The sequence below is a fragment of the Martelella sp. K41-7 genome (assembly GCF_055808365.1).
On the sequence record NZ_CM147867.1, the window covers coordinates 225505 to 250426 of the forward strand.

Below are 24922 nucleotides of genomic sequence, written 5' to 3' on the forward strand. Positions count from 1 at the left end.
TTCCGTTTTTCGCCATGATGCGTGTCCCGGACCAGGGGCATTCCGAAGACGACGAAATCTCCGTCTGTCTTCTCGGTTTTCAGACCGCTGGCGCCGTAGGCTATTCCCTGCGGCCCCAATGGCCATCTTTGCCTATCGTCCAGGCATAGGATGCCTCCAAGAACTGCCGGTGTCTGGTGGCTAGTCCTGGCTGCAGGCTTGAATCGGCGGCAGTGAGGCCTTCGAACACGGCGCAAATGGCGGTGGAGGAGGGGGATTGAATGCGTGTTCGGCAGAAACAAACAGGCTTGTCGTCGAGACTGCCGCAAGCGGCGAGCCGAGGCCGTCAGAGAAGCCCCTTGGGTCGCTCTGCGTTACATTCGGCGGCGCCGGGTATTGTTTTCCAAGCTTCTTCACAAACGGTATTGACAAAATAGGGACGTTATACTTTTCTTGTAAAGCGGTTTAGTAAATCGCTTTACAGAATTATGATGATGGCCATTGAACGGTCACGCAAGGGCGAACAGTATGGCGAAGGCACCGAGCCTTAAAGATGTTGCGAAAGCCGCAGGCGTTTCCGTAGCGACGATTTCTCGTCTGCTGAATGGTTCGCTGGTTTTGCCCAACGACACCCGCACCCGTATCGAAACTGCTATCCGCGAGCTCGGATATGTGCCCAACCCCCATGCCAGGCGGCTAAGCCGTGGTTGTTCCGACATGATCGGGCTTGTTGTTCCCGACATCGCCAACCCGTTCTTCGCCATGCTGGTGGCGGCGATCGAGGAAGAGGCCGACAAGCTCGGGCTTGCCGTTTCGCTCAACGCGACGCTGAACCGGCCGGGCCGCGAGAAGAAATATCTCGGACTGATCGAACATCATCATGTCGACGGCCTGATCTTCGTGACCAACCATCCCGATGATGGCGAGCTTGCGGGAATGATCAACCGTACCGGCAAGGTCGTGATCGTCGATGAGGATGTGCCGGGCGCCATGGTTCCAAAGTTGTTCTGCGACAATCATCAGGGCGGCTATCTCGCAGGCAGGCATCTGGCGGAATTCGGGCACAAAAAGGTGGTATTCATCGGCGGGCCGGACGAAATGATCTCCACAACCCGCCGCTATGCCGGTCTGGAGCAGGGGCTGCGCGAACGCTTCGGGGAAGATGCCGAAATCCGGCGCTACCGGGGCGAATACACCGTTTCAGCCGGACGTCACGCGGCGCGGCGCTTTCTTGACGAGAAGCTTCCGGCGACCGCTATTTTCGCAAGCTCGGACGAGATCGCCGTCGGCCTGATCGAGGTGCTTTATTCCGAAGGCGTGACCATCCCCGACCAGGTTTCGGTCGTGGGCTTCGATGATGTTGGCCCGCTACATTTGTTCGCGCCTCCTTTGACGGCAGTGCGCCAGCCGGTGCGCGCCATCGGAGCACGTTCGCTTTCCCTTCTTCTACAAACCGATTGGCAGCAGCCCGATAACCTTTCGCAGGAAGAACTGCTGCCCGTTGAAATCGTCGTGCGGAGTTCCGTCGCGCCGCCGGCGATCAAAAAACAGCGACGCTCATAACCAAGCCAGAGGATGAACTCATGATTTCCAGAATTTCCCGCAGGACGCTTCTTTCGACAGCGCTTGCCGCCGGTATGATGGCAGGCGCTCTTTCCACCGGTGCCGCGGCTGCAGACAAGACCTTCGCGCTTGTCCAGATCAACCAGCAGGCCCTGTTCTTCAACGACATCAATCGCGGTGCCGAAGAAAAGGCCGCCGAACTCGGCGTCGCGTTGCAGATCTACAACGCCAACAATGACCCGGCGATGCAGAACAACGCCGTCGAGACCTATATCCAGGAAGGTGTTGACGGCCTTGCCGTTGTCGCTATCGATGTCAACGGCATCATGGCCGCCGTCGAGCAGGCCGATGAGGCCGGTATTCCGGTGGTTGCCATCGATGCGATCCTGCCGGAAGGGCCGCAGAAGGCTCAGATTGGCGTCGACAATGCCAAGGCCGGCGGTGACATCGGCGGCTATTTCCTCGACTATGTCAAAAGTGATATGGGGGGCGAAGCCAAGGTCGGTATCGTCGGTGCACTGAATTCCTACATCCAGAATGTGCGGCAGCAGGGCTTTGAAGATGCCATCGATGGTGTGGACGGCATCACGGTCGCAGGTGTTGTTGATGGCCGCAACGTTCAGGACAATGCGCTGACGGCAGCCGAGAACCTGATCACCGCCAACCCCGACCTCACCGCGATCTATGCAACTGGCGAACCGGCGCTGATGGGTGCGATTGCTGCTGTCGAAAGCCAGGGCAAGCAGGACGACATCAAGATCTTCGGCTGGGACCTGACGGCGCAGGCAATCAACGCCATCGATGACGGCTTCCTGATCGCAGTTATCCAGCAGGACCCGTCCCTGATGGGAGCGGCAGCGATTGAAGCGCTGAATGACCTTTCCAATGGTGACAGCGTTGAAGCCGTAATCTCCGTGCCGGTCACAATCGTGACTGAAGCCAATGTCGAACCTTACCGTGCTATCTTTAAATGATGTCTGATCTACAGCAAACTGGTGCTGCCGGCAGCGGAGGGGGAACCCCCTCCGTTCGCCGGAACAGCCTGCAACAGAACCCGCCATTTCCCTTCGCGGCATCACAAAAACCTTCGGCTCGCATCAGGCGCTGCGCGGCGTTGACCTTGATCTTTACCCCGGCGAATGCCTCGGTCTGGTCGGTGACAATGCCGCTGGGAAATCAACCCTCACCAAGATCATCTCTGGTACCTATATTCCCGACGGCGGCACCATCAAGGTTGCCGGCGAGACCGTCGAACTGACCGGGCCCGCCGATGCCCGCAACCGCAATATCGAAATGGTGTTCCAGGACCTCAGCCTCTGCGACCATATTGATGTCGTCGGCAATCTGTTTCTCGGGCGCGAACTTTCCAGCGGACTGTTTCTCGACCGCAAGAAAATGACGGCCGAGGCCGAGCGCATGCTCGAGGCGCTTGAAATCCGCATTCCCCGGCTTTCCGCCAAGGTGGAAAAGCTCTCCGGCGGCCAGCGGCAGGCGATCGCGATTGCGCGGGCGGCCTCGTTCCAGCCGAAAGTGCTGATCATGGACGAACCGACTTCGGCGCTGGCCGTGGCGGAGGTGGAAGCCGTGCTGCACCTGATCAACCGGGTCAAGGCCAAGGGCGTTTCCGTGGTTCTGATCACCCATCGTCTTCAGGATCTCTTCCGCGTCTGCGACCGCATTGCTGTCATGTATGAGGGCACCAAGGTTGCAGAACGCATGATCGGAGACACCGGACTTGAAGACCTCGTCCAGCTCATCGTCGGGGGAGAAAAACATTGAGCGCCTACACCGAACGCGCCAAGGGCTCGCCGATCGTCGATTTTCTCGGTGAAAATGCCCAGGTGCTCTCCATCGCCTTTTTCTTTGTCGCCTGCTTCATCTTCTTTGCGGTCAGCACCGACACCTTTCTGACGGCCGGAAACCTGCTCAACGTCATCCGGCAGGCAGCGCCCATCCTGATTGTCGCCATCGCCATGACATTTGTGATCATCACCGGCGGCATCGATCTTTCGGTCGGTTCGATCATCGCTGTCATCAATGCGGTGGTCGCCATGATCATCGTTGCCGGTGTTCCCTGGCCCTTGGCAATAGTCGCCATGCTGGCGCTCGGTGCGTTCATCGGTCTGTTTCAGGGCTGGTTCGTTTCTTATCAGGGTATTCCGGCCTTTATCGTGACGCTCGCAGGCCTTTCGATCTTTCGTGGTATCGCGCTTTATCTCACCAAGGGCTACTCGATCCCGATCCGCGATGTTCCTGGATTTCTGTTTCTCGGTCGCGGTGAAATCTTCGGCGTACCGTTTCCGGCCATGATCGCAATTGTCGTCGCCATCATCGGCTACATCGTGATTTCGAAGACCCGTTATGGCCGTCAGGTTGTTGCCATCGGCTCCAATCTGGAAGCCGCACGCCGTGTCGGCATGCCCGCCAAATTCGTGCTGATGTCGGTTTATGTTCTTTCCGGCCTGGCTTGCGGGCTCGCTGGCCTGCTGATGGCAGCGCGTCTCGGTTCCGGTCTCGTCCAATGCCGCAGTTGGTTTTGAGCTTCAGGCGATTGCCGCTGTGGTTCTTGGCGGCACATCGCTGATGGGCGGACGCGGCACCATCCTGGGCACTGTGCTTGGCACCATGACCATTGCCGTGATCGGCAACGGGTTGATCCTGATGCACATCTCGCCCTTCTTCACGCAGATTGTCACTGGCGCGATCATCCTGCTGGCGATCTGGCTCAACACCCGGATATTCGGCGCGAATTTCAGCTTTGGCCGGGGCAAGGGAGGCAAATGATGTCTGCAAACGAGCTTTCCGAAGCCCATACGAACTCCGGCAAGGTCATGACCGTCAATGGTCCGGTGGATGCATCGGCCATGGGCGTGACGCTGATGCACGAGCATGTGCTCAACGACTGCACATGCTGGTGGAATCCGCCGCAAACGCCCGAGCGTCAGCATCTCGCCGACAGCTTCGTCTGTATGGAGATCCTGAGCGAACTGCATCAGGATCCCTTCGTCAACAAGCACAACATCACGCTTGATGACGAGAAGCTGGCGGTTTCAGAGCTGAAGTCCTTCGTCGATGCTGGCGGACGTACGCTGGTCGAGCCGACCTGTCAGGGCATCGGGCGTAACCCTGAAGCCATGCAGCGGATTTCGGCCGCAACCGGGCTCAACCTCGTCATCGGCGCAGGCTATTATCTGCAGGATTCCCATCCCGAAAAGCTCGCGGCGATGACAGAAAAAGATATCGCCGACGAGATCGTCGCCGAGGCCATAAACGGCGTTGACGGCACGGGTGTGAAGATCGGCCTGATCGGCGAAATCGGCGTGTCCGGAGACTTCACCGAAGCAGAGCGCAAGTCGTTGCGGGGTGCGGCTCAGGCGCAGGTCCGAACAGGCTTGCCGCTGATGGTGCATTTGCCCGGTTGGTTCCGTCTCGGCCATGACGTGCTTGATATCGTCGAGGCCGAAGGTGCGGATCTGAAGCACACCGTGCTTTGCCACATGAACCCGTCACATGACGATTTCACCTATCAAAGCGAACTCGCCGGGCGCGGTGCCTTCATCGAATATGATATGATCGGCATGGATTTCTTCTATGCAGACCAGCAGGTTCAATGCCCGAGCGATGAGGAATGCGCCCGCGCCATCGTCAAGCTGGTTGAGGCCGGTCATGGCGGCCGAGATCCTGCTGTCCCATGACGTGTTCCTCAAAATGATGCTGACGCATTATGGCGGCAATGGCTATGCCTTCGTGCTGCGCCATTTCCTGCCGCGTCTTGCCCGTCACGGGCTTGACGAGAAGACGCTTCAACGCTTCATGAACCACAATCCGCGCGCCGTCTTTGACAGCGCCGCGCAGCGAAATTCGAACAGAAAACAGGACTGAAATGACAAAGAAAGTACTTCTGGTTGGCGAAAGCTGGGTCACCTCGGAAACCCACTATAAGGGATTCGACCAGTTCGGCAGCGTCCATTTCCACCTCGGCGCCAAGCCGTTGGTTGACGCGCTGAAGGGCAGCGAATTCGAACTGACCTACATGACAGCACACGAGGCGGCTGACGGCTTTCCCTTTGAAATGGAAGGGCTGGATGAATATGACGTCATCATCCTGTCCGATATCGGCGCCAACACCCTGCTTCTGCCGCCGGCCGTTTGGCTGCAATCGAAGACGGTGCCGAACCGTCTGAAACTGATCAAGTCCTGGGTCGAAAAGGGTGGCGCGCTCTTGATGTGCGGCGGCTATTTCTCCTTCCAGGGTATTGATGGGAAGGCGCGCTGGCGGCGTACCGCTGTGGAAGACGTGCTGCCGGTGACCTGCCTGCCGTGGGATGACCGCATTGAAATTCCGGAAGGCACGACACCGGATATTCTGATGGCGGACCACCCAACTGTTGCCGGAATTTCAGGCGAATGGCCGGTCATGCTCGGCGTCAACGAGGTTGAGCTGAAGGATCGTGAGGATATCGAAGTGGTTGCCCGTCTGCCTGAAGACCAGGGCGGACATCCGCTGCTGGTGACCGGCAAGGCCGGCAAGGGCCGCAGCGCAGTATGGACCTCGGATATCGGCCCGCATTGGCTTTCGCCGGCATTCTGCGAATGGGACGGTTACGGCAAACTGTGGAAGAACATCCTCGGCTGGCTTGCCGCCAAGGATTGACGAACAGGGACGAGCTTGCCTTCCCAACCCGCCGGTTCTCCCCTTAACCGGCGAATATCTGTGCAAGTTCGTCCCGGCTGGGAAAGGCCCGGCGTGTTCCGCGCCGGGCCACTGTCAGCGCCGATGCGGCACTGGCATCGGAAATGGCCCGCGCGTCGAGCATACCACCTCGAAGTGCTGCTGATGCGAGCGCCGCGCCCATGAAGGTGTCGCCCGCACCGGTGGTGTCGATGGCTTTCGCCTTGACGGCGGGAACATGGACAAACTCACCGCCTGCGGTGCTCAGTATGGCGCCATCGGTGCCGGCTGTCAGCACCACTTGGCGGACGCCCCGTTCATGCAGGGTTTCCGCCGCCTGTCTGTCGGTGCTGCCCGTAAGGCTCTTACTTTCGCTTTCGTTGAGAAAGGCAATATCGATGAAGGGCCAGAGGCTATCGAAATACGGTCGGAGTGGCGACGGGTTGAACGCCGTCACCATGCCGTGTTCCCTGCCGGCCCTGAGCAGCATTTCGGTGGTTGCGGTGCCAAGGTTGCCCTGCATCACCAGAAAGTCACCGGGGCGGGCCTCGCGAAGCACTTCAAGAGCCGCCTCAAGCGGCAGGGCCTCGGCTGCTTCGGTTGTTGTTACGATGGAATTCTCCCCGTCCGGGGTGGTCAGCACCATCGAGAAGTCGGTGGTTATGCCGGACAGGCTGGAAAGCCGCGCATCGAGTGGTTCCTCGGCAAGTTGCTCGCGGATCGTGGCGGAGCGGAAATCGTCGCCGATGGCCGAAACGAGTATCGTTTCAAGGCCGCCGCGCGCCATCACCACGGCCTGGTTTGTGCCCTTGCCGCCGAGATCGCGGCTGGCGATCCGGCCTAATATCGAAACGCCGGGCTCGGGTAGCCCGTCGACTGAAATTGTTTCGTCAATGGCGGCATTGCCAATCACAAACGCACGCATTTTTTAGCTTCCTGGAGAACTTTATGCAGAAAATATCAGGTGGAACTTCAAGCGCCATACGGGAAATATTCAAAACTGACAAGGTATTGCTCGGAATGATCCATTGCCCGTCCTTTCCCGGTTCACCGCGCTACAGGGATCAATCTGTCGACAGCATCTACGACACTTGCATGCGCGATGCAGACGCGCTCATCGGCGGCGGGCTCGACGGGCTGGTGATCGAAAACCACGGCGATATTCCGTTTTCCAAACCGGATGATATCGGCCATGAAACGGCGGCCTTCATGTCTGTGGTGACCGACCGGATCAAACAGGCTACCGGTGTGCCGATCGGCATCAATGTGCTTGCCAATGCGCCCATTCCGGCACTCGCAATCGCGCTTGCTGGCAGCGCCAGCTTCATCCGCGTCAACCAGTGGGCCAATGCCTATGTCGCCAACGAAGGCTTCATGGAAGGCCGTGCAGGTGAGGCGCTGCGCTATCGCTCGCTGCTGCGCGCTGAACACATCAAGGTTTTCGCCGACAGCCACGTCAAGCACGGTGCCCACGCGATCACCGCCGACCGGACTATTCCCGAACAGACCCGCGATCTGGCATTTTTCGATGCTGACGTCGTGATCGCCACCGGCCAGCGCACCGGCAATGCGGCAACGATTGAGGAGATCGACGAGGTCCGCTCGGCAACCGACCTGCCGCTGATGGTCGGCTCTGGCGTGACCAAGGAAAACATCGGCGACATTCTGGCCCGCACCAATGGCGTCATTGTTGCATCCTCGCTGAAGGAAGGTGGGGTCTGGTGGAATCCGGTTGATCCTGAACGGGTGAAGGCCTTCATGGAAGCCGCGCGTCCCGCGCTCGGCCGCGATTGAGGAAGTCGGAGATGGAAAGGCTTTCCGATTTCATTCTGCGCGAGAATAAGACGGTCTTCGACGAGATGGTTGCCCATCGTTTCGTCGAGGACATCAAGGCGGACGCGCTGCCGAAAAGGGCGTTCGATCGCTATCTGGTGTTTGAGGGCGCCTTTGTCGAAACCGCGATTTCGATTTTTGCCTATGCCACTGCCAAGGCGGAGACTATGTCCGACCGGCGTTGGATGATCGGCGTGCTCGATGCGCTCGCCAACCATCAGATCGCCTATTTCGAGCGGACATTTGCCGCCCGCCGTATCAATGTGAATGACTTCGACGTCGCGGTTCCAGCCGTTGCGCGATTCCGCGACGGCATGCTGGCTATTGCCCGCGATGGCGGTTTCATCGACACGGTTGCCGCCATGTTCGCAGCGGAATGGATGTACTGGACCTGGTCGAAACAGGCACAGCAGAACACCATTTCCGATCCGCTTCTGGCCGAATGGGTAGGGCTGCACACGGACGAAACCTTTGCCGCGCAGGCCACATGGCTGAAGAACCGGCTGGATCAAGCCGGGGAAACGCTGGGTGAAGCGGAGAAGGCGCATCTGAGCGCTGTCTTCGGCAAGGCGATGCGACTTGAGATCGATTTCCACAGAGCCGCTTATGATGAGGTGGAGGACGCATGACCAAAGCTCCTGAAATCGACGGAGAGCGGTTACTGGCCCGTCTCGATGCATTCGCCGGTATCGGCGCCACGGCGGGTGGCGGGGTCAACAGGCAGACACTGACGCGCGGTGATCGCGAAGCCCGGGCGCTGTTGACGGCTCTGGCCAAGGCGCGCGGCTTCTCCGTGTTTCAGGATGATATGGCCAATCTTTTCATCCGTATGGAAGGCAGGGACAGTGGCCTGCCGCCGCTTCTGATCGGTTCGCATCTCGACAGTCAGCCGTCTGGTGGCCGGTTTGACGGTGCGCTTGGCACGCTGACGGCCTTTGAGGTCCTTGAAAGCCTTGCGGATGCTGGCTTTCAGCCAGAACGGTCGGTCGAAGTGGTGGCCTGGACCAATGAGGAAGGATGCCGCTATGCGCCTGGCTGCATGGGATCTCGCGCCTTTGTCGATGGCGCAATTCCGGCCGAATGGGCGGATCTTCTTGCTGGTGATGACGGCGCCCGGTTCGATGATGAACGGCTTGCCACGATCGAGGCGCTTGCACCGGAGGTCGGCCATCGTCCTCTCGGATTTCCGGTTTCTGCCTATCTTGAACTCCATATTGAACAGGGGCCGTCGCTGGAAAGCGAACAAATTCCGATCGGGATCGTCACCGGCGTTCAGGGCACGCGCTGGCTGGAGGTGCGGTTTGAAGGGCAGACGGCGCATGCCGGAACCACAGCGCTGCAATATCGTCGTGATCCTTTGAAGGCGCTCACGACGGCGCTGTCGGGGCTTTATGCAACGGTCATGCCGGATGATGCCGATGCGCGGTTCACTGTCGGGCGGCTTGCCGTTACACCCGGCAGCGTCAATGCCATTCCGGCGACTGCGTCCTGCACGGTTGATCTTCGCCACCCTGAGGTGGAAATTCTTGACCAGCTTGAAACTGCGATAAGGGATATGTTTGAAGATGCCGCAAAGGCTGCAGCAACTGAATTGAGCATTCGCAAAACGCTTGAGATGAGCCCGGTACGCTTTTCTGAAGCTGCGGTTGAGGCCCTGCACACGGCAGCGAGCACCATCGGTTTTGAGACGAAGGCCATGATTTCAGGCGCGTTTCACGACGCTCTGTTTCTGAGCCAGCACGCGCCCTCGGTCATGATTTTTGTACCCTGTCGCGATGGCCTGAGTCACAACGAAGCTGAGTTTGTTGAACCGGAAGACTGCATTGCTGGTGCACAGATGTTCATGGCGGCGGTCACAGAGTTATTGACGAAGCCTGGTATCGCCTGACCTTCCGGTCAGGCGCAGTGCGAACTGGCTCGGGCAAACTGAACAGACGTGCAGGTTCAGGCGACCTCAGCCACTGGAACTCGATCGGCAGTTCCTCTGTACCGAAATCCGTGTTCGTACCATCCTCTTCTGTTTCGCCGATCGCAACACCCTTCGGCGGATCCACCCTAGGGCAGGCCTGATGCCGCTGCCGGCAAGACAGGGTAGCCTTCCCCGTCGAAGACAGTTCTTCGGATCGAGGTCTCCCGGCCGGGTACACTGCGACGGATGCTCATGTGCGAGCCTATCCCGCAGCTGTATCGGAGGACTGGAACGATTGGCGGCCTGCAGGCTGCTCATCGGCGAACGCGGCTTCGTGCCGCTCACCAAGGCCGGTGCGGACCTGCTGCTCGAACTGATGCTCCGGCGGGCTGTCCTTTGTGTTCTCCGATAGCTGGCCGGAGCATGTGCGTCTGCCCGGAGACGCGCTCTACTTCAGCGAGGGCAGGAGCAGGCTGATCTGCGGAAAGAATAGCAGGAGCAAAAGTCCGGCAATGATGGTGGCGATGAAAGGCAGGACGCGGCGCGACACCTGCTCGATCGTAAGCCCGGATATGCCGCACGCCACGAAAAGGTTGACGCCAAGCGGTGGTGTGAGAAAGCCGATTTCACTGGTGACCACCAGCAGAATGCCAAAATGGATTGGATCTATGCCGAGTTGTTTGACCAGCGGCAGCAGGATCGGCGTCAGAATGATCACCGTCGACAGTGTTTCCATGAAGGTGCCCAGCACGATCAGTATCGCCGCTATGATTAGCAGCATGATAATCGGGTCCGACGTCACGCTGAGGAGCGATGTCGCGATCTTCTGGGGAATGAGGTTAAGCGTCAGGAACTCGCCGAAGAACACCGCCGTGCCCATGATGACGATCAGGCCGCCGCAGACCGTGCTGGCCTCGCTCAGTGCCTGCCAAAGGCCGGAAGGCGTAATCGTGCGTTTGATGATTACACCGACAAGCAGCGCGTAGATCACGGCGATGACCGAAGCTTCGACCGGTGTGAAAATCCCGCCGTAAATCCCGCCGAGCACCACAAACGGGGTCGCAAGTGAAAACTTCGCACGCCACAGCGAGTGCAGGAAACCGCGCATATCGAACGGTTTGGGATGGCCGCGATAGCCGTTTTTCCGGGCGAGTATCCAGGTCGTGAACATCAGCAGCGACCCCATCAAAATGCCCGGCAAAAGCCCGGCCAGAAACAAATCTCCGATGGAAACAGAAGCCAGCACGCCATAGACAATCATCGGATTGGAGGGTGGCAGAAGAATTCCCAGCGTACCGCCGGACGAGGCCACGGCGGCGGCAAAGTCCTTCGGATAGCCATCCTCTTTCATGGCGGGGATCAATAGCGTACCGATGGCGGCAACAGTTCCCGGTCCTGATCCTGAAATCGCGGCAAAGAACATACAGGACAGAATGGTGACCATCGCCAGTCCGCCATAGGCCTTGCCGACGACGGAACGCATGACATTGATGATGTCCCCGGTGATGCCGGCACGTGACATGATTGCGCCGGCCAGAACGAAATTGGGGATCGCCAGAAGCGCAAACTTGTCTACCCCGTCAAACAGGCTGTGGGCCATGGCGCTCAGAGGGATGGGAGAGGTCAGCAATTCATAGAGCGAGGGAATGCCGAGCGTAACAAAGACCGGCACACCGAGGACAAGACACCCCAGGAAGAGAAGCGCAAAGATCATGGCCGCGTCTCCTCAGCCGTCGTCTCTCCGGCGATGACGGAAACGCCATGACGAAAGCACATCCACTGTCTTTCTATGATCCTCAGGATCATCAGCGTATGGGCAATCGGAATCACGGAATAGATAAAGGCGAGGGGCAGGAACAGCGCCGTTGAATAGATCGGGTATTTCAGCGTGCGCGAGATCAGCATGATGCCGGCGGCGACCACGAAAGCGTTAAAGACGATCCAGATCGTATCCGCCAGCAGCAGCGCGTATTTCTCCCCGCCGGGAAACCAGCGGATAAAAAGCGTAATACGGATGTGGCTGCCGCGCCGGGCGGCCAGGCTTGCGGAAATATACACAAACCAGATGAACACGAAGCGCGAGATTTCCTCGCTCCAGGTCAGACCGGTATGCAGCACATAGCGGAAGAAAACCTGCATGGCCAGAATGGTCACAAGGGCCACCAATGAGAGATTTGACAATATGAGTTCGAGCTTTCCGAAAGCCGAAGCGAGCCTGCCGATCATGACTATTCTCCAAGAGCCATGGCAGCATCGCCTGCCCGCCACGCCCGATCATTGGGGAACCCCGCAGACTTGCCGTCTGCGGGGTTACTGTTGACAGCTTCCGGTCAGAAGCTGCCGGTATTGCGGTACTGCACGGTCATGTCGACCCACTCCTTGCCGCCGCCGACAAGTTCGAAGAGCTGCGGCCAGGCGCCCTGGGCACGCTCTGCCCAGACTTCCGGATCTTTCAACTCGCAGAAGGTCACACCGAAATTTTCGGTGAGCTCCTTGCGCACGCGGTCACCATTGTTTGCGACATACTCGGCGTGGGCAACATCGGTCTCGTTGGCGGCCGTTAGGAGAATATCGCGATCAGCTTCGGAAAGGCTTTCGAAGAAAGGCTCGTTGATAATCACAACAGCCGCCAGCGGCAGGTAGGTTGCCTCGGTGATATATTTGATATGCTCATGGAAACCGAGGTCGAGCACGACATCGGTCGGGCTGTCGAAGGCGTCAACGACACCGGTCGCTACCGCGCCGAAAGTCTCGCCCCAGTCAATCGGGTAGGTGGAAACGCCCCAGCTCTCCCACATTGCCGTCATCACCGGGTTTTTGGGCGCACGGATTTTCAGACCCTGAAGATCGTCGATTGTGGAAATGCACTTGTCCGCGGCCAAAAGCGAGCGGAACGCGTTGGTGAAGCCACCGATCACGCGCACGCTGCCGCTTTCTGCAAGCACGCGCCTGTTCAGTTCATCCCTGTATGGGCCGGCACGCAGAAGTCCGCCATCGCCCGTCAGATCGTCGGGGCTGCTGTTGAGATAGGGCAGGTTCAGAACATTCAGCGCCGGTGCAAGCTGGGCGACGTTGTTGGTGGTAAGGCCCGCCATCTGCACCGTGCCGAGTTGAACCTTCTGGGCAATGGCCTGTTCAGACCCCATGACGCCGCCATCCAGAACCTCGATCTTGATCTGGCCGTCTGAAAGTTCAGCAACACGGTCGGCAAATTTATGGGCATAGACGCCGTAGGTATGCTCCGGGGCACAGCAGTGGGCGTAGGTGATAGACAGACGTGGCGCAGCTGAGGCTGATGTCACTGCCATGACAAGGCCAGCCAGCGACAAAAGCAAAATACTCAGTCGTTTATGTATCATAGTCTCCTCCTGACGATACAATGATGACGGCCCGCGCTCCCAAGCGGGCTGTCCCTATTCCGGTTTAGTCAAGATACGGAACCGTGGCTCCGCAATACCGCGGGCACCCAGCCCGCGAATGGCAAACAGCGCGCCGGCTTGCGGCGCGAGGGCAATCTCTTCCGGCGACATCAGAAATGTCGCCGATGTGACAAATAGAACGTCCATGTCCGGACCGCCGAACGAACACATTGTCGGACAGCGCACCGGCAGTGGCACCGATCCGCGAAGCTGACCGCTACTATCAAAACAGCCGACAGCACTGCCATCGAACAGTGCGCCCCAGTAATTGCCGTCTTCGTCGACAGTCGCGCCGTCGATCCGCCCCTCATAGGTGGTGGTATCGGCAAAGGGACGGCAATGGGACAAAGTGCCGCTTTCGAGTTCAAGGTCATACTGATAGGAGCGATCAACCCGGCTGTCGGAAAAGTACATTCTGGTTGAGTTCGGGCTGAACGCGATGCCGTTGGAAACGGTGATTCCGGTCTCAACCCGCGTCCATGAGTGATCCGGTTCGAGCCGGTACAGAGAGGCGACGGGATTTAAGCGGTCCTTGCTCATGCTGCCGCACCAGAAACGCCCCTTGCGGTCCACCTTGCCATCGTTAAGACGGGTCTCGGCAAGGTGCGGCTCCGGATCGCCGATACGGGTGATCGTGGCACGGTCATGTGACAGATCAATCAGTGCAAAGCCATTGCCCAGACCGGCGATCAGCCGGCCGTCATCGGCCAGACCGATCGAACCGACAATGTCAGGTAACGTCCATACGCGCACGTCACTGCCGTCAGCGCAAAGGTTAATGATCTGTTTTTTGAGGCTGTCGACGAAATAGAGTCGCTGGCGCTCCGTATCCCAGACGGGACTTTCACCAAGAAGCGCGGGGCCTGGCCAGATCGTTTCGACGCTGATGTCTGCCGACCCGAAATCGATCGGCCGCACCCGCTCGCGCTTGGCGGATTGAATACTCGATATCACCGTTGTGTTTCTCCCACTTGCCTGCAAAGGTAGCAATGGGTAGAAAGTATTGAAAATGTTTTTAATGTTGGAATTAAATTCATAAAATGAAGACAACGCTTCGACAGCTTGAATATGTGGTCGCGGCCTCGCAGGCGCGCTCGATTGCGCGCGCGGCAGAAAAAATGCGGATATCGACGTCCTCGATTCTCGCCGCTATCGACAGTTTCGAGCAGGAATTCGGCACTCAGGTTTTCGTACGTCAGCGTTCAAAAGGGCTGATAACCACAGCCGCAGGCGAACGTGTGATTGCCCGTACAATCCGGCTGCTGGACGAAACACGGTCGTTTTCCGAGGATCTCATGGGCAGACCAAGGCAGCTTACCGGAGAACTGCGGGTCGGTGCCTTTACGTCTGTCTCGCCCAATATTGCCCCGCTCGTCATTCGCGACCTGGCTGCAGAGCATCCGGAGCTCATCGTCCATCTGCTGGAGGGTGACATCATCTCCATTCAGCAGCATCTTCGCGACGGGGAGGTGGATATCCTTCTGACATATGATGCCGGACTGCATCCCGACTTTGAAAGCGAGGTGCTGACCAGCGCACCGCCGCATGTCGTTCTGCCCCAGAACGATCCGCTGGCAACACACGAAGCCGTGACACTTACCGATCTTGCAGGAAGAGCGCTGCTTCTGCTTAACCTCCCGCATTCCAGCCGATACGTGTCTCTGCTATTCGAACGAGAGGGTGTGACCCCGGGGCCGATACAAAAATTCGAATCCTTTGAAATGGTCCGCAGTGCCGCTGCCGCCAGCCTTGGCGCCGCTATCCTCAATATCCGCCCCCCGACGGACACGACCTATAGCGGATTGCAGGTGGTCTGCCGTCCCCTGCTGACCTCTTCCCCCAGTCCCAATCTGGTGCTTGCCACGCGGCGCGGCGGCCGCGTCAGCCGGCGCGCCGCTGCTTTCGCAGCCGCTTGCCGGATTTTCTTCGACAAACCCGAAACACGGAAACTGTTCGTATCCGTGCAACATGACGCGTCTTAGGTACTGCTATGCCAGATGAAGGCATGCTTCGTCGTTGCCGAGGTGCGCGCTTTTTCCGGTGCGTATGCGATGAAAACAGGGGGTGTTCAGCTGTTTTTGAACCCGTCATTATGGAGCCGAAAAAAAAGGGGCCGGGTTCCAAATGCCGCATATGTTTGTCAACAGACCGCGTATCCATGATTTCATCGCCGACGATCCAGAGATCAGGAAGAACTTTCGCTGGGAAACCATCAATGCAATTGCCTATCAACTGGGCGGGGTGGTCTTCATTTTTGGCAGTGTCTGTTTCTTTCCGTCACTCTCGGCCTATTCCGACCTCGGAGCATGGACCTTCTTTTTCGGCTCGCTGCTCTACCTGCTTGTGACCGGGCATGATCTGATTGAAGTGTTTCTTCATGCCCACGAACGCGAAGGTGTCGCGACCATATGGGACCGGCTGGAATTCTGGGCAGCCTGGACCTATGTTTCCGGAACCTTGCTGTTTGTTGCCGGCAGCGTGTTCTTCCTGTCGCAGGTGGGGTGGTTTGCCGCGGGGGCTTGGTGCTTCATCATCGGCAGCGTGTTGTTTGTTGTCGGCGCGGTTATCAATGTCATTCAAATCGTACAGGCAGACGATCTCGTGACCCTGCAGATGATGAACCTTACCGCGGTGACCTTTGTGGTGGGGTCAACCCTGTTTGCGGTTGCCTCGATCCCCTATCTCTGGTCGTTTTCGAACCCTGCAGACCAAACCCGGCTCGACGGGTTTCTCGCCTGGCAATATCTCGTCGGCAGCGTTCTGTTCTTCGCCGGCGGCCTTTTCAACTACCGTCGCGCCTACCGTATCGTGGCTCAGGCCCTGGGCAAGCCCACGTCGTGGGGCCGGCATCCGGTCACGCCTTATGCTCCGCACAGAAAGAGGCACAGAAAGCGCTAGAAAGGCGGTTTCGCCGCTTTTCAGGCAGCTCTGCGTTTTTTGCATAGGGGCCTTGCTGAAAAGGGTCTGCCTCAATCAAATCGAAACGATTATATCCGTCTCAACAGCAAATGATGAGCGTCCCTCAAGAATGGGCGCGCCACTGAAGAGATAGAAAAATGAACGTTACGCGCAGCTTCAGCAATTGGATGAAATACCGCCGCACGGTCAGCGAGCTGGACCGTATGTCGACCCGCGAGCTTTCCGATCTCGGTATCAATCGCGGAGACATCCGCCGGATTGCACGCCGCGCCGCTTTCTAAGCGAAGCGAAAAGAGTTTACAGAATTCGAAGGGTATTCTCCTCCTCCTCCCAAAATACCCTTCGATAGGTCGGTGATACTCCTCCTCCCAGTCACTGACCACATCAAATGGCACCCACCGGATCCTCCTCCCCCGGTGGGTGCTATTTTTTTGCCCTGTGCAGATAGCACGATTGATATCGCCAGATAGACGGCATGCCTGTTTTCTGTTCAATAAAATGCTGCCCAGCCAGAGCCTTGCAATGGATGCATAGGACTATTGACGTAAAGCCTCTGCCTCAGCCCGTGGTACAGGTCTATATCTCCAATTGTCAGAGACAAGGATGCGTCGCAAGGATGTGACGCCGAGACCTTCAAGCGAAGGGAGATATGATATGAGCATGGCACATAACTTCAACAACTGGGTCAAGTACCGTCAGACGGTCAGCGAACTGAACCGCATGAACAACCGCGAGCTGGCCGATCTCGGCATCAATCGCGAAGACATCCGCCGGGTTGCACGCAAGTCGTCAAAGTAACAGCCGGTGCCGAACGGGTTCACCACCTTCGCGAAGAAGCTGTGCGAATGACCCGACGGAAGCCGAGCGCGGTCTGGCGACCATCGTCCCGCAGCATCGGCGACAAAAAATCCCAATCGCCCTCTGTCCATCCTCCCGGGCAGGGGGCGTTTTTCTATTCAGGGCATGCTTTCGGGCGTGGGAATGTCTCGTAACCGTACCGAAAAATAAAAAATTAGCGTCTTGCTCCGGTCATGATTGTCGCGTATCACAAATGCTATCGAATTGGTTTGCTAAGTTACGTCTGCGCGAAAGTGCTGGAAACGGTCTTCCTATCAAAATCGAACAACGCTGCATGATGGATATCATGTGATCTTGGAACGCACGATTTGAAAGGAAATCGTTATGAGCGTCGGTACAGTAAAATTTTTCAACTCCACCAAAGGCTACGGCTTCATTGAACCGGAAGACGGCAGCAAGGACGTTTTTGTCCATATCTCCGCTGTTGAGCGCTCCGGCATGACCACGCTGGCTGAAGGCCAGAAGGTCAACTTTGAAGTTGTCGCTGATCGCCGCACGGGCAAGAGCGCTGCTGAAAACCTCAGCGCCGCCTGATTGGCGAAAGCCATCGGCTGAAATTGAGAAACCCTCCGAGGCGATCGCTTCGGAGGGTTTTTCTTTGCTGCTCGTTGCAGAGGCGGAAAAAGCAAAGACAGGCGGGCAGGCGTTTGCTTGAAGGGCCTACCCGCTCTGCGATCGGCTTACTGGTCCACACCAACCTCGGTGGCGGTTTCATAGCCGTCCATCGAGATGGTCTTGATCTCCGTCGCGTCCAGATCCTGTGAATTGAGATCCACAAACCGGATGCTGCTGTTGTCATAGGTGCGGAAGTAGAACCGTTTTTTGTCGAGGTCGTTTGCAGTCGTCCACTGCGTATAGTCCTGATGGCCTTCGCCATTGGCACCGGTTTCGCGGATTGCGCCCTTGGGGATGTCGAAATTGTTCAGGATATGAAACGTCTGGAAGACTTCGTCCTTGCTTTCGGCACCCTGTATGGCGCCACTTTTGAACAAGGCGGCGCGCACGAAGCGGGAAGGCGAGGTAAAGTCTCCGGGAACGCCCAGCAGGCCGGTACCTTGTCCGAAGCCGCTAATCGTCACATCACCAAGCTTTTTCGGCGGGACATTCTCGTAGTCGAGGTTCACATAGTTCTTCAGATTGGTCATGTGCCAGTCGAAGGGTGGATTGTTGGCCATGACCCCGATCTGATCATCGTGGATGTTGAGCTTGCCGTCGACATATTCGACGACGATGCTGTCACCTGTGGCATCGGTCACGAGGTAGTGCCCCGGCAAGATCATGTTGAAGCGTTCGAATACGACGGGCGCGACAGTAATGCCTGGAATTGCGGCTCTGGCCTCTTCCACAGTCGCGAAATTATCGAGGATGTAGGAGCCAAGCTGCCACGGAGCGATGGTCTTGTCCTGCAGCTCGGCACTATAGGGCTGGTAGCCTGCCGATTGGCTGAAATAGAACATGCCGACCGAAAGGCCCTTCTCATTGAGCCCGTCGACAATGACCGGCAAGTTCACGCCGTTCGTTCCGACACTGGCATATTTGGCGTTCCACGTTAGGCCCGGCTTGCCATCCGGCGTTTCGCCCACACGCTTGAAATTACGCGGCGAGACAATCACATCGGATTCCATCTCCATGCCGAATTCCATCGTGCGTCCGCGAACAACCGAGCCGTCCTTCGCAGTGAGCGTGATGCCGGTGCAGGCCTCTGCCGTGGATGCCAGCAGCATGACCGACGCCAGCGCGCCGGCCGTGAATCTCATGGCTTTGGTAATCGCAGTTTTTTGCATCTTCATCCCTAATCGTGACTGTGCCGCCTCTTCGCGATCGCGATGACGGCATTCACGTTCTTGTTCAAGCGCCGTGGCGGTTGAAACAGCACGCGTTGTTGCGGCTACCCTTTTTGGGTATGCCTCGCGCGGGCGGGTGTAAATGACAGGGGATGTTGGTCTGGAATGCGGATTTTCAGAGGATATATTTACTAGTCAAATACTTATGTCGCTTTGAGGCGATGAAAGAAACCGCTTGTTCCCAAAAAAGTCAGGCATTTCGCGCGCGCTGGTTTTGGCCGGCGCGCGCGAAAGAGTTACCGCACCAGAAAGACGGGGATTTTGCAGGCGCGCAGCACGGCTGTCGTGGTCGAGCCGATGACAAGCGTGCGAATGCGTGAATGGCCGTAGGCGCCCATCACCAGAAGATCGGCGCCGGTCTCGGCCGCAGTCTCCTCAATGACTTTCTCGGCGTGCCCCTGACGGACCACCAGCTTTGCCGTGACCCCGCCTTCATGGAGGCGTTTCAGCGCGGCCTCTGCCTTGCCTGCCATCGGTTCGTTTTCCTTGCATACGGTTAGAAGCGTCGCGTCGGTTTCCTGCAGAATGTGGCTGGAGATCACGCGATCCACCGCCTTTTCGGCGCTTGGGCCGCCGTCATAGGCGATCAGCACTTTGTGGATCGGCTTGAAGGCGCGAGCCGCTACGAACACCGGCTGCTTTGCCGATCTGATGGCACGTTCCAGATTGGTGCCGAGATGACCGGAGGCGAAGTCCGCCCCTTCGCCACGCTTACCGATGACGATGACACGGGAATCCGCGCTGACATCCTCGATCGCTTCGACGAAGTCGCCATTGCGCAAACGGGTCTTGACGTCGGTGACGCCCTCGGCGGCTAGCCGTTCCAGCGCACCTTCCAGAAGAAGGCGTCCGCGCTTCTGCGCGAGCTTGGCGTTCTGCGCGTCGAGATCTGCCAGCTCTTCCAGAAGGGCAGTGCGCGCGCCGAGCCCGATAGAGCCGGACAAATCGGCATGGGCATGGTTGCCCTGCTTGCGCTCCAGCACATGGACGAGTTCTACCGAAAGACCAAGCTGGCTTGCAATCCAGGCGGCATGGTCGCAAACGCTCTCGGCATAGTTCGAGGTGTCGATAAAGGCAGTCAGTTTATCCATGGTTGATCTCCCTAGTGCCCTTCTTTCATGAATTCTTCGAGCGCGTCGGGCTTGTCGTGCACGGCAAGCCGGTCAACGATCGTGGCACTTGCCTCGTTCAGGCCGACGAGCTCGACGTCGGCACCCTCACGTCTGAACTTCATGACTACCATATCAACCGCACCGACACTTGATATATCCCAAATGTGGGCGCGGGAGACATCGATAACAACCTTCTCCAGTGCTTCACGGAAGTCGAAGGCGGCATTGAAATCCTCCACCGAGGCGAAGAATAACTGACCTTCGACATGATAGGTGCGTACGGTTCCATCGTCGGAGAGCTCTGAACGGACACCGAAGAGCTGTGCGATTTTCCAGGCGAAGAAAATGCCGGACAGCAGCACGCCGACAAGCACGCCGATCGCCAGATTGTGGGTGGCGACCACGACAACGACCACCGACAGCATAACGATGGAGGATGAGCGCGGGTGGTCCTTGATGTTCTTGATCGATGACCACGAGAACGTGCCGATTGAAACCATGATCATCACAGCAACAAGCGCCGGCATCGGTATCTGACGTACCCACTGATCGAGCACGACGACAAGGATTAACAGAACAATGCCGGCCATAAAAGTTGACAGCCTGCCGCGTCCGCCCGATTTCACATTGATCATCGACTGGCCGATCATGGCGCAGCCGGCCATGCCGCCGATAAAGCCGGTGAAGAAGTTGGCGATGCCTTGACCCGCGCATTCCTGATTGCGGTTCGAGCTGGTGTCCGTCAGGTCGTCGATCAGCTGGGCCGTCATCAGGCTTTCGAGCAGACCGACCACGGCAACCGCCAGCGAATAGGGCAGGATGATCAGAAGAGTTTCGAGGTTGAGTGGCACCATCGGAAGGTGGAAGACCGGGAAGGCGTCCGGCAGCTCGCCCATATCGCCGACATTGCGGACATCAAACTGAAAGATGATGGTCAAGACGGTGATGACGACAATGGCAACCAGCGGCGAGGGCACCGCATTGGTGACGCGCGGCAGCAGATAGATGATCGCAAGCGCTGCAGCGACCAGCACATAGGTCATCCATGTCACATCGGTTAGCTCCGGCAATTGCGCCAGGAAGATCAGGATGGCGAGCGCATTGACGAAGCCGGTCATCACCGAGCGCGAGACGAAGCGCATCAGCGCACCGAGCTTCAACAGCCCGAAAGCCACCTGAAGGATGCCGGCCAGCACGGTGGCGGCCAACAGATATTCCAGGCCGTGGCCGGCAACCAGCGGGGTCATCAACACCGCGGTTGCGGCAGTTGCAGCCGAAATCATGCCGGGCCTGCCGCCGACAAAGGCGATGATCACGGCAATCGAAAATGATGCGAACAGGCCGACCTTGGGGTCGACGCCGGCGATGATCGAAAAGGCGATGGCCTCGGGAATGAGCGCCATGGCAACAACCAGTCCGGAAAGCGTGTCGGCGCGCACATTGCCGAACCACTCCTGCCTGTACTGGGCGAGTGAAAAATGTCTGGTGTTCATCAATGGTCCCTGAAAGTCTGTTTGCGGCCGGCAGGGGCTGCGGGCCGGGAAGGTCATGAAAACAGGTTTCAACAATTGTCCGGCGGATTGGCGGCCGGAAGAGCCACCCGGGTTTTCACCGGGTCCGGGGTTCATTGACGACAGTCAATACGGTTTTGGGCGCCCAGGGGCAAGGTTTGCGGTGCAAAAATGTAGCGTAAAAGGAGGCGTTTATTGTCGCCAAAGCCCGATATCCGGCAGCACCTGCATCATCGCATGCCAGTGGAACATTGGAATGGCAAGGGGATTTAGGTGTTCGGCCGGGTTTTCAGACAGGCCTTGCACATCAACAGCAGCTGGGCCTGCCGAGTATCTCGGCGTCGCTTTCGCTCTGGCTCCGTTCGAAGCCGTTGCGGATTGCTGCGAAGATGACGGTCAGCCATGTCAGGTTAATGCCGTCGCGGTCGGCATGCCTGAAAATCGGGTCGGGCAAAGGTTCTCCGGGTTCGATGGATCATGGCTTGAGCGGTTCACCTCAACGTTTCTGGACCGAATGCCTGCTGCCAGCTTGAGAAAAGCGCCGGTATTCACTAGAGAACGAGCACGTACCCTCTTTGTGACGGTTTTATGAATGTTTTCCCGGATCTGGAATAGTTACCTCGCACCGCTGCTTGGCCGACCCGCCTATGTGCAGATTGCAGCCTTGTGCCATCGCACCGTGGACAGAAGTCCTGAAGTCTTGCTGATCACTTCGCGCACGACAAAGCGCTGGATCATTCCCAAGGGATGGCCGGTGTCCGGAACCGACGGTGCCGGCACGGCGTTGCAGGAGGCCTGGGAAGAGGCCGGTGTGGCACCTGCCGACGCGGATCATCTCCGGATCGGGCGCTACCGCTACAAGAAAATTGTCAGCGGCGGTTTGCCGGTGACGACCGATGTTTATGTCTATGCCGTGCGGGTCGAGCGTCTTCTCGACAGTTTTCCGGAGATGGACGAACGCAAGCGGGAATGGATGAGCCCGGAAGCAGCAGCGCGTGCCGTTGATGAGCCGGAGCTCAAGTCTATTCTTATGGATTTCCCTAAACGCATAGAAGAGGCACGGTGCCGCTGAGCTCTGTGCAAAAGGCCGGTTGGGCCGCTGGACTTCAAGGACATTCGAAGTGAGTGATGATCCCACGTCTCAATGGAAGACGCTTGACAAGGACTTGAACCGTCTAACGCGTCTGGAAGAGGCGACCATGTACACCGCCCGCCCTCTGGTGGGCGTTGGTGTCAGTCTCGTTTTCGTCACGCTGACTGTGGTTGCGGCGGCAATCTTTACCGGTGGAGAGCCGCAAAGCCTGGCGGTTATCGTTGCCGCCGCCTTTGGCGCCTATATGGCGCTCAACATTGGCGCCAATGACGTGGCCAACAATATGGGCCCCGCCGTCGGCGCCAAGGCGCTTTCGCTGCTTGGGGCCATTGCAATTGCCGCCATTTGCGAAAGTGCCGGTGCTTTGCTCGCCGGCGGCGATGTGGTCTCGACGATTTCCAAGGGCATCATCGACCCTTCGGCGCTCTCCAGCACGGCCGTGTTCGTGCGCGCGATGATGGCGGCATTGTTGGCCGCTTCTGTCTGGGTCAATGTTGCGACCTGGATCGGTGCGCCGGTTTCAACCACCCACTCCATGGTCGGCGGCGTAATGGGCGCGGGTATTATGGCGGCAGGGCTGGCAACGGTGAACTGGCCAACCATGGGCGCGATCGCGGCAAGCTGGGTAATCTCGCCGCTCCTCGGTGGGGCTATTGCGGCGGCCATGCTCGCCTTCATCAAGTGGCGGGTCATCTATGTCGAGGACAAGATCGCGGCCGCGCGGATCTGGGTGCCGGTGCTGATCGGGGTAATGAGTGCCGCCTTTGCTGTCTATCTCTCGCTGAAGGGGCTGAAGAAAGTCGTTTCTATCGATTTTCCCACGGCCCTGGTGATTGGTGTCGCGGCGGGGTTTTTGATGTGGCTCATTTCGGTGCCGTTCATCCGGCGCCAGTCCGCTGGCCTCGAAAACCGCAACCGGTCACTGAAAACGTTGTTCCGACTGCCGTTGGTGGTCTCTGCAGCGCTGCTTTCCTTCGCCCATGGCGCCAATGACGTGGCCAATGCGGTGGGTCCGCTGGCGGCCATCGCCTATGTGCAGAAATCCGCGGCTGTTGCTGGCCAGGTTGTTATCCCGCTCTGGGTGATGTTGATCGGTGCGCTTGGGATTTCCTTCGGTCTCGTGCTGTTCGGACCGAAGCTGATTGGCATGGTCGGCAGCCAGATCACCAAGCTTAACCCGATGCGCGCCTATTGTGTTGCGCTGTCCGCAGCCGTGACGGTGATCGCCGCCTCCTGGCTCGGCTTGCCCGTCAGTTCAACCCACATTGCCGTTGGCGGCGTGTTTGGTGTCGGCTTCTTCCGCGAATGGTATGTGGAGAGGCGCGCCCGTCGCATTGAGATGGAGCGGCCCGTCGCTCGGCGGATCCCGGGGCAGGAGCGCGCCCGCCGCAAGCTGGTGCGTCGCTCGCATTTCATGACCATCATTGCCGCCTGGGTGATCACGGTGCCGGCGGCGGCACTTCTGTCAGCCGGCTGTTTCCTGCTTCTGCAACTGATCGGATTTTGAGTTTCCGGGGCCGTTGCTCAAAAGTCACTTTCCGAGTGCGATTCCCATAAGCGCTTTCGCATCATCGCTGGCCCATTCTGCGGGGCCATTGAGCGATCCGAGCAGGCAACCGTTTTCGTCGATCAGGATGGTGGAGGGCAGGCCGAAGGCGAGGCCGTCCTTTTTCATTGTGTTGAAGACGCCCATGGTCTCGTCGCGATAGTAGGCGAGGGATGAAATGCCGATCTCGTCGAGGAACTTCTTCGGCTTTTCATCCGAACCGGTATCGATATTGACGGCAACGACCTCGAAGCTGGCGCTGCCCATCTCCGCTTCGAGTTTATCGAGCGCAGGCATTTCCTCGCGGCAGGGTACGCACCATGTCGCCCACAGGTTCAACAGCACGGTCTTGCCCTCGAAAGCGGAAAGCGAGGTTTCGCCGTCCGCGCTGCGAAAGGCGAGGTCTTGGATCGGGCGCGGCTTTTCGGCGGGAATGAAGGCGGCAACCTCGCCCTTTGCCAGCGGTTTCAGGGTGGCAGCGGTCTCAATAGCCATTTCGCACTGGTCTGCAGTCGCCAGTTCGCCAGCGCCATTGCCAGTCAGCGTGTTTTTCACGTATACCGCCACTGCGCCGGCGATAAGCCCGGCAACAAGCGCGACCAGAACAAGTCTGGCGGAGATGGGGCTCTTGCGGCTCTTCTTCGTCATGTCACTCTCCAGATAG

At 58.2% G+C, this 24922-nt stretch carries 23 protein-coding genes, 3 pseudogenes and 1 other annotated feature; of the genes and pseudogenes, 16 read left to right on the forward strand and 10 right to left on the reverse strand.

Annotated elements, in window-relative coordinates:
- Positions 1–507 precede the first annotated feature (507 nt).
- The 6 genes and pseudogenes from AC0L7L_RS01085 to AC0L7L_RS01110 all read left to right on the forward strand — a co-directional run bounded on the left by AC0L7L_RS01085 (position 508) and on the right by AC0L7L_RS01110 (position 6196).
- Complete coding sequence (locus AC0L7L_RS01085) at positions 508–1542, forward strand: LacI family DNA-binding transcriptional regulator (RefSeq protein WP_473511302.1); 1035 nt, start codon at positions 508–510, stop codon at positions 1540–1542.
- A 20-nt stretch (positions 1543–1562) separates the two neighbouring features.
- Positions 1563–2516, forward strand: coding sequence for an ABC transporter substrate-binding protein (locus AC0L7L_RS01090; protein WP_473511304.1), 954 nt, complete (start codon positions 1563–1565; stop codon positions 2514–2516).
- Positions 2513–3321, forward strand: a pseudogene (locus AC0L7L_RS01095) (ATP-binding cassette domain-containing protein). Before AC0L7L_RS01090 ends, AC0L7L_RS01095 begins: the two are co-directional and overlap by 4 nt.
- Positions 3318–4326: pseudogene (locus AC0L7L_RS01100) on the forward strand (ABC transporter permease). The pseudogenes AC0L7L_RS01095 and AC0L7L_RS01100 overlap by 4 nt, the downstream one beginning before the upstream one ends.
- Positions 4326–5424: pseudogene (locus AC0L7L_RS01105) on the forward strand (phosphotriesterase family protein). Before AC0L7L_RS01100 ends, AC0L7L_RS01105 begins: the two co-directional pseudogenes overlap by 1 nt.
- A gap of 1 nt (position 5425) precedes the next feature.
- Positions 5426–6196, forward strand: a complete 771-nt coding sequence (locus tag AC0L7L_RS01110; protein WP_272209800.1) for a glutamine amidotransferase — start codon at positions 5426–5428, stop codon at positions 6194–6196.
- Between the two features lie 43 nt (positions 6197–6239).
- Here AC0L7L_RS01110 and AC0L7L_RS01115 read toward each other — a convergent pair whose 3' ends face one another.
- A complete protein-coding gene (locus AC0L7L_RS01115) occupies positions 6240–7139 on the reverse strand; it encodes a PfkB family carbohydrate kinase (protein ID WP_473511307.1) in 900 nt (299 codons plus the stop codon).
- Between the two features lie 23 nt (positions 7140–7162).
- Between AC0L7L_RS01115 and AC0L7L_RS01120 the strand changes: the two genes are divergently transcribed.
- Genes AC0L7L_RS01120 through AC0L7L_RS01130 form a run of 3 tightly spaced genes read left to right on the forward strand, consistent with a single transcriptional unit; the run spans position 7163 to position 9935 of the window.
- Entirely contained in the window at positions 7163–8008 is an 846-nt protein-coding gene (locus AC0L7L_RS01120; RefSeq protein WP_272209802.1) for a BtpA/SgcQ family protein, read from the forward strand.
- Positions 8009–8019: 11 nt separating this feature from the next.
- Positions 8020–8676, forward strand: a complete 657-nt coding sequence (locus tag AC0L7L_RS01125; protein WP_473511310.1) for a TenA family protein — start codon at positions 8020–8022, stop codon at positions 8674–8676.
- Positions 8673–9935 (forward strand): Zn-dependent hydrolase, encoded by a 1263-nt coding sequence (locus tag AC0L7L_RS01130; RefSeq protein WP_272209804.1) that lies wholly within the window; start codon positions 8673–8675, stop codon positions 9933–9935. Before AC0L7L_RS01125 ends, AC0L7L_RS01130 begins: the two co-directional genes overlap by 4 nt.
- A gap of 469 nt (positions 9936–10404) precedes the next feature.
- Here the strand turns inward: AC0L7L_RS01130 and AC0L7L_RS01135 are convergent, their stop codons facing one another.
- The 4 genes from AC0L7L_RS01135 to AC0L7L_RS01150 all read right to left on the reverse strand — a co-directional run bounded on the left by AC0L7L_RS01135 (position 10405) and on the right by AC0L7L_RS01150 (position 14329).
- Complete coding sequence (locus AC0L7L_RS01135; protein ID WP_272209805.1) at positions 10405–11670, reverse strand: TRAP transporter large permease; 1266 nt, start codon at positions 11668–11670, stop codon at positions 10405–10407.
- Positions 11667–12182 (reverse strand): TRAP transporter small permease, encoded by a 516-nt coding sequence (locus AC0L7L_RS01140; RefSeq protein ID WP_272209806.1) that lies wholly within the window; start codon positions 12180–12182, stop codon positions 11667–11669. The genes AC0L7L_RS01135 and AC0L7L_RS01140 overlap by 4 nt, the downstream gene beginning before the upstream one ends.
- A gap of 104 nt (positions 12183–12286) precedes the next feature.
- Positions 12287–13315, reverse strand: coding sequence for a TRAP transporter substrate-binding protein (locus AC0L7L_RS01145; RefSeq protein ID WP_473511314.1), 1029 nt, complete (start codon positions 13313–13315; stop codon positions 12287–12289).
- 54 nt (positions 13316–13369) lie between these two features.
- Positions 13370–14329: an SMP-30/gluconolactonase/LRE family protein gene (locus tag AC0L7L_RS01150; protein ID WP_473511316.1), complete on the reverse strand. Its 960-nt coding sequence runs from the start codon at positions 14327–14329 to the stop codon at positions 13370–13372.
- Positions 14330–14415: 86 nt separating this feature from the next.
- Here AC0L7L_RS01150 and AC0L7L_RS01155 point away from each other — a divergent pair, with 86 nt between their 5' ends.
- The 5 genes from AC0L7L_RS01155 to AC0L7L_RS01175 all read left to right on the forward strand — a co-directional run bounded on the left by AC0L7L_RS01155 (position 14416) and on the right by AC0L7L_RS01175 (position 17686).
- Positions 14416–15357, forward strand: a complete 942-nt coding sequence (locus tag AC0L7L_RS01155) for a LysR family transcriptional regulator (protein ID WP_473511319.1) — start codon at positions 14416–14418, stop codon at positions 15355–15357.
- 151 nt (positions 15358–15508) lie between these two features.
- A complete protein-coding gene (locus AC0L7L_RS01160; protein WP_473511321.1) occupies positions 15509–16273 on the forward strand; it encodes a YrhK family protein in 765 nt (254 codons plus the stop codon).
- A gap of 158 nt (positions 16274–16431) precedes the next feature.
- A complete protein-coding gene (locus AC0L7L_RS01165) occupies positions 16432–16575 on the forward strand; it encodes a DUF1127 domain-containing protein (protein WP_272209810.1) in 144 nt (47 codons plus the stop codon).
- Positions 16576–16948: 373 nt separating this feature from the next.
- Positions 16949–17092, forward strand: a complete 144-nt coding sequence (locus AC0L7L_RS01170; protein ID WP_272209811.1) for a DUF1127 domain-containing protein — start codon at positions 16949–16951, stop codon at positions 17090–17092.
- A gap of 384 nt (positions 17093–17476) precedes the next feature.
- Positions 17477–17686, forward strand: coding sequence for a cold-shock protein (locus AC0L7L_RS01175; RefSeq protein ID WP_272214027.1), 210 nt, complete (start codon positions 17477–17479; stop codon positions 17684–17686).
- Positions 17687–17832: 146 nt separating this feature from the next.
- On the opposite strand, the gene AC0L7L_RS01180 is transcribed toward AC0L7L_RS01175, so the two are convergent.
- From AC0L7L_RS01180 to AC0L7L_RS01195, 4 genes are all read right to left on the reverse strand, one after another.
- Positions 17833–18909: a linear amide C-N hydrolase gene (locus AC0L7L_RS01180; protein WP_473511325.1), complete on the reverse strand. Its 1077-nt coding sequence runs from the start codon at positions 18907–18909 to the stop codon at positions 17833–17835.
- A 323-nt stretch (positions 18910–19232) separates the two neighbouring features.
- Positions 19233–20087, reverse strand: coding sequence for a universal stress protein (locus AC0L7L_RS01185; RefSeq protein ID WP_473511327.1), 855 nt, complete (start codon positions 20085–20087; stop codon positions 19233–19235).
- Between the two features lie 11 nt (positions 20088–20098).
- Positions 20099–21601, reverse strand: coding sequence for a SulP family inorganic anion transporter (locus AC0L7L_RS01190; protein WP_272209814.1), 1503 nt, complete (start codon positions 21599–21601; stop codon positions 20099–20101).
- Positions 21602–21674: 73 nt separating this feature from the next.
- Positions 21675–21730: a sequence feature (sul1 is cis-regulatory element that is thought to sense ions involved in sulfur or methionine metabolism; They are found in Alphaproteobacteria), on the reverse strand.
- A gap of 196 nt (positions 21731–21926) precedes the next feature.
- Positions 21927–22073, reverse strand: coding sequence for a hypothetical protein (locus tag AC0L7L_RS01195; RefSeq protein ID WP_272209815.1), 147 nt, complete (start codon positions 22071–22073; stop codon positions 21927–21929).
- Positions 22074–22211: 138 nt separating this feature from the next.
- Here AC0L7L_RS01195 and AC0L7L_RS01200 point away from each other — a divergent pair, with 138 nt between their 5' ends.
- Complete coding sequence (locus AC0L7L_RS01200) at positions 22212–22691, forward strand: NUDIX hydrolase (RefSeq protein ID WP_272209816.1); 480 nt, start codon at positions 22212–22214, stop codon at positions 22689–22691.
- A 49-nt stretch (positions 22692–22740) separates the two neighbouring features.
- Positions 22741–24219 (forward strand): inorganic phosphate transporter, encoded by a 1479-nt coding sequence (locus AC0L7L_RS01205; RefSeq protein WP_473511330.1) that lies wholly within the window; start codon positions 22741–22743, stop codon positions 24217–24219.
- Between the two features lie 24 nt (positions 24220–24243).
- Here AC0L7L_RS01205 and tlpA read toward each other — a convergent pair whose 3' ends face one another.
- On the reverse strand, positions 24244–24906 hold the full coding sequence (gene tlpA / locus AC0L7L_RS01210; RefSeq protein ID WP_272209818.1) for a thiol:disulfide interchange protein TlpA: 663 nt from the start codon (positions 24904–24906) through the stop codon (positions 24244–24246).
- Positions 24907–24922: the final 16 nt, after the last annotated feature.

Coding starts and splice junctions, on each gene's coding strand:
- AC0L7L_RS01085 (WP_473511302.1), top strand. CDS start 508: ATGGCGAAGGCACCGAGCCTTAAAGATGTTGCGAAAGCCGCAGGCGTT.
- AC0L7L_RS01090 (WP_473511304.1), top strand. CDS start 1,563: ATGATTTCCAGAATTTCCCGCAGGACGCTTCTTTCGACAGCGCTTGCC.
- AC0L7L_RS01110 (WP_272209800.1), top strand. CDS start 5,426: ATGACAAAGAAAGTACTTCTGGTTGGCGAAAGCTGGGTCACCTCGGAA.
- AC0L7L_RS01115 (WP_473511307.1), bottom strand. CDS start 7,139: ATGCGTGCGTTTGTGATTGGCAATGCCGCCATTGACGAAACAATTTCA.
- AC0L7L_RS01120 (WP_272209802.1), top strand. CDS start 7,163: ATGCAGAAAATATCAGGTGGAACTTCAAGCGCCATACGGGAAATATTC.
- AC0L7L_RS01125 (WP_473511310.1), top strand. CDS start 8,020: ATGGAAAGGCTTTCCGATTTCATTCTGCGCGAGAATAAGACGGTCTTC.
- AC0L7L_RS01130 (WP_272209804.1), top strand. CDS start 8,673: ATGACCAAAGCTCCTGAAATCGACGGAGAGCGGTTACTGGCCCGTCTC.
- AC0L7L_RS01135 (WP_272209805.1), bottom strand. CDS start 11,670: ATGATCTTTGCGCTTCTCTTCCTGGGGTGTCTTGTCCTCGGTGTGCCG.
- AC0L7L_RS01140 (WP_272209806.1), bottom strand. CDS start 12,182: ATGATCGGCAGGCTCGCTTCGGCTTTCGGAAAGCTCGAACTCATATTG.
- AC0L7L_RS01145 (WP_473511314.1), bottom strand. CDS start 13,315: ATGATACATAAACGACTGAGTATTTTGCTTTTGTCGCTGGCTGGCCTT.
- AC0L7L_RS01155 (WP_473511319.1), top strand. CDS start 14,416: ATGAAGACAACGCTTCGACAGCTTGAATATGTGGTCGCGGCCTCGCAG.
- AC0L7L_RS01160 (WP_473511321.1), top strand. CDS start 15,509: ATGTTTGTCAACAGACCGCGTATCCATGATTTCATCGCCGACGATCCA.
- AC0L7L_RS01165 (WP_272209810.1), top strand. CDS start 16,432: ATGAACGTTACGCGCAGCTTCAGCAATTGGATGAAATACCGCCGCACG.
- AC0L7L_RS01170 (WP_272209811.1), top strand. CDS start 16,949: ATGAGCATGGCACATAACTTCAACAACTGGGTCAAGTACCGTCAGACG.
- AC0L7L_RS01175 (WP_272214027.1), top strand. CDS start 17,477: ATGAGCGTCGGTACAGTAAAATTTTTCAACTCCACCAAAGGCTACGGC.
- AC0L7L_RS01180 (WP_473511325.1), bottom strand. CDS start 18,909: ATGAGATTCACGGCCGGCGCGCTGGCGTCGGTCATGCTGCTGGCATCC.
- AC0L7L_RS01185 (WP_473511327.1), bottom strand. CDS start 20,087: ATGGATAAACTGACTGCCTTTATCGACACCTCGAACTATGCCGAGAGC.
- AC0L7L_RS01190 (WP_272209814.1), bottom strand. CDS start 21,601: ATGAACACCAGACATTTTTCACTCGCCCAGTACAGGCAGGAGTGGTTC.
- AC0L7L_RS01200 (WP_272209816.1), top strand. CDS start 22,212: ATGTTTTCCCGGATCTGGAATAGTTACCTCGCACCGCTGCTTGGCCGA.
- tlpA (WP_272209818.1), bottom strand. CDS start 24,906: ATGACGAAGAAGAGCCGCAAGAGCCCCATCTCCGCCAGACTTGTTCTG.